The 3,167-nt window shown below is 34.8% G+C and carries 2 protein-coding genes; both read left to right on the top strand.

Annotation, left to right across the window (positions count from 1 at the left end; all coding sequences use genetic code 11):
- Window positions 1-17 precede the first annotated feature (17 nt).
- Window positions 18-455 carry an IS200/IS605 family transposase gene (gene tnpA, locus U9P79_06000; GenBank protein MEA2104174.1) on the top strand — a complete coding sequence of 146 codons (438 nt, stop codon included), beginning with the start codon at window positions 18-20 and terminating at the stop codon, window positions 453-455.
- Window positions 456-1,060: 605 nt separating this feature from the next.
- Window positions 1,061-2,686, top strand: coding sequence for a hypothetical protein (locus U9P79_05995; protein MEA2104173.1), 1,626 nt, complete (start codon window positions 1,061-1,063; stop codon window positions 2,684-2,686).
- Window positions 2,687-3,167: the final 481 nt, after the last annotated feature.

The raw sequence follows: 3,167 nt of genomic DNA, 5'->3' as shown, positions 1-3,167 counted from the left end.
AAAAAGGAGAATAAAAAATGAGCCATACCTATTACAAAATTTGGTTACACATCGTGTGGAGCACAAAAGATAGATATCCACTTATCTCAAATGTAATTCAAAAAAAATTGTATGAACATATTCACGAAATATCTTCTGAAAAAGATTATCACCTTTCTTTGATAAACGGCATCGAAGACCACGTTCATTGTTTATTTTCCTTGAATCCAAAATATGCGATAAGTAAAATAGTAAATAATATAAAAGGCGAATCTTCGCATTGGGTTAACGAGCAGCAATTCATAAAAACAAGATTTGCTTGGCAGCGTGGATTTGCAGCATTTTCGGTGAGTGAATCAAATGTTGGAATTATAAAAAAATATATTAGAAATCAAAAAGAGCATCATAAAAAGCAGTCTTTTACGGAGGAATGGAATTTGTTATTGCAGAAACATAATGTGGTAATAGAAAAATAACGCCGTAAACGGCGTGGGAATGTTGTGATTTTTTTATCCTATGCGTAAACGCATAGGCTATTTTAAAAAATGAATTAATGAAAATAATTTAATTGTTGTCTCTTTTAAAAATAAAAAAATAATCGAATAGTTTGCGATCGAATAATGGAATAAAAAGATCTAACCATTCACGTTTACGAATGAATAATGAAAAACGAAAATAGCCCAGTCCTTCAGGACTGGGGAAATATGAAAGAAGAAATAATCCACGCCGTTCACGGCGTTATAAAAAGGAGCGTATCGTTTTATCCTATGCGTAAACGCATAGGCTATTTTAAAAAATGAATTAATGAAAATAATTTAATTGTTGTCTCTTTTAAAAATAAAAAAATAATCGAATAGTTTGCGATCGAATAATGGAATAAAAAGATCTAACCATTCACGTTTACGAATGAATAATGAAAAACGAAAATAGCCCAGTCCTTCAGGACTGGGAAATAGGAAAGAAAAAATATCCACGCCGTTCACGGCGTTATAAAAATGAACGTATCGTTTTATCCTATGCGTAAACGCATAGGCTATTTAAAAAAATGAAAATGAAAAATTCCAACCTTTCACGAGTATAAATGAAAAACAAAAGCGAAAAAAATAGCCCAGTCCTTCAGGACTGGGGAAATAGGAAAGAAGAAATAATCTACGCCGTTCACGGCGTTACAAAAAGGAGTAAAATGAAAATAAAATTATCGATTCCAATGATTCTAATCTTGCTCTATGCATCACTTCCTGCAACCCCCAACTGGTACACAGGCACCTTCGCAAACCGATTTTCTGATTATTTTACCGGAAAAGGTTTTGCTGAAATAAAAAGCAAAAATGTAGCCGAAGCAGAAAAACGAGCAGAACAAATGGCTCTGCAGGATGCTGCTTCCAAAATCACTTGCCGGATCTCCGGTGAAACTATTGATTATATTTCAGAAAAAGGAGGCGATGAAGAAACAGAAGTAGAAGAATATTTCATGAGCGAAACGCAAGTGAAAACCGATCTGGAAATAATGGGATGCAAGAAATTGAAAAGCGAAAAGGATGATAATTGCATCTATGTTCTTGTCGGAATACCGGCAGATGATCTGCGGAATTCATTCAAACATAAGATCAAAGAAAACATCAAAAAAGTGAATGATGAATTCATACTTGCAGAAGATCTTTATAATTCTAATCCCAAAAAGGCAATGAAAAAATATGCGGAATGTGTAATCACTTTGCAAAAATTGAGCACAGATATGGCTATATACCTTTACCTTAATAAATGGAACGATGATCTGTCACAACAAATGGGAAAGATACCTACGAAATACAAAATTGAGAAAAAGCTTTATGAACTAACAGGAAGTGTCCCCAAAACACCAGCAGAATTATCTGATGATCTTCTTGCTCCTCTTTTGGCGAATTCCAAAGCAAACGGCTCTTTTGTCATCTATCCGGTCGAATGGCAGAATACCGGCTTTGTATCCGAGTTTGGAAATAATTTTGCCGAGATTCTGGCAAATAAGATCATTGCAGAAACCGGTTGGCAACGAAATGCATATAAATATTGTGAAGATTCAGATTACATTTTCAGAGGGAAAATACTTGAATCTGAACAAGGAATTCTTATTCTGCTTGGAATGAATGACCTTGCAAAAGGGAATGAAAAAAGCACTCAAATTTTTGTGAATAAATTAACCTGCGAAAATATCGGTTGGGAAAGGATCAAACCGAAAGATTTGAAAAAAGCGTTACAAAACAAACTCGCCCTCTACGATGCAATCCAAACCGATAATCGTCTAAAAATAGATTTGCAAACGGATAAAATGTCCGATGGACCCCTTGTTTATTATTATGGAGATGAACCCAAAATTTTAGTGAGAGCGAACAAATCTTGTTATATCCGCCTGATGTATATTTTCTCAGATGAAACAAAAACATTACTTATAGATAATTATCACCTTGCCACAGACCAAACAAATCAATGGATACAGCTTCCTCTTGAATTGGAAGTATGTGAACCGACCGGAATTGAACAAATGCTTGTGCAAGCATCAACGGAAAAGCAGCCACCGGTTCAATATGAAGTTGTAAAAGATGGAGGTTATGAGTTCTGGATTATTGAGTCGGATATCGGAAAACAAATCGCCAAAACTCGTGGACTGAAACGCAAAAATCCGAAAAAGGAAATTGATGAGAAAGTTTATCAGTGGACGGTGTTTGAGTAAAATATAAGGGCGTGAATGCCCTTGGTTATATTGAAAAAATATAGCCACGAATGTACGGATAAAAACAAAAAATGGGAGAAGGGAGAAGGGAAAAGGGAAAAAGGAAAACGGAGAAGGAAATTTTGAATTTTGAATTTTGAATTTTGAATTGGAAAAGGGACCCGGTGAAATAAAACAGATAAAGGCATTTCACAGGTCAGGAAATGTGAAAAAATAACCACGAATGCAAAAAAAATAGCCTATCCGTTTACGGATAGGTAAAAAAATCGTGCAAATTATATTACGCCATTTATGGCGTTTTGGAGTAAAATATCCGTGATATTTTATACAACACTGCAACATCACGGATGTTGCACTCCAAAATTACTAGTTTATCTTAAAACATCACGGATGTTTTACTCCAAATTACTATTTCTTAACTTCGATTGTTAGCGTATCGTTTTCGGCAGCAAATGAGAAAAGTTCCGGTAATGACGGATGA

It is taken from the genome of Candidatus Cloacimonadota bacterium, assembly GCA_034661015.1.
Taxonomy (GTDB): domain Bacteria; phylum Cloacimonadota; class Cloacimonadia; order JGIOTU-2; family JGIOTU-2; genus JAYEKN01.
The sequence above is the reverse complement of the archived record's forward strand: the minus strand, read 5'-3'. Positions and strand labels throughout refer to the sequence as shown.

Coding starts and splice junctions, on each gene's coding strand:
- tnpA (MEA2104174.1), top strand. CDS start 18: ATGAGCCATACCTATTACAAAATTTGGTTACACATCGTGTGGAGCACA.
- U9P79_05995 (MEA2104173.1), top strand. CDS start 1,061: ATGAAAAACAAAAGCGAAAAAAATAGCCCAGTCCTTCAGGACTGGGGA.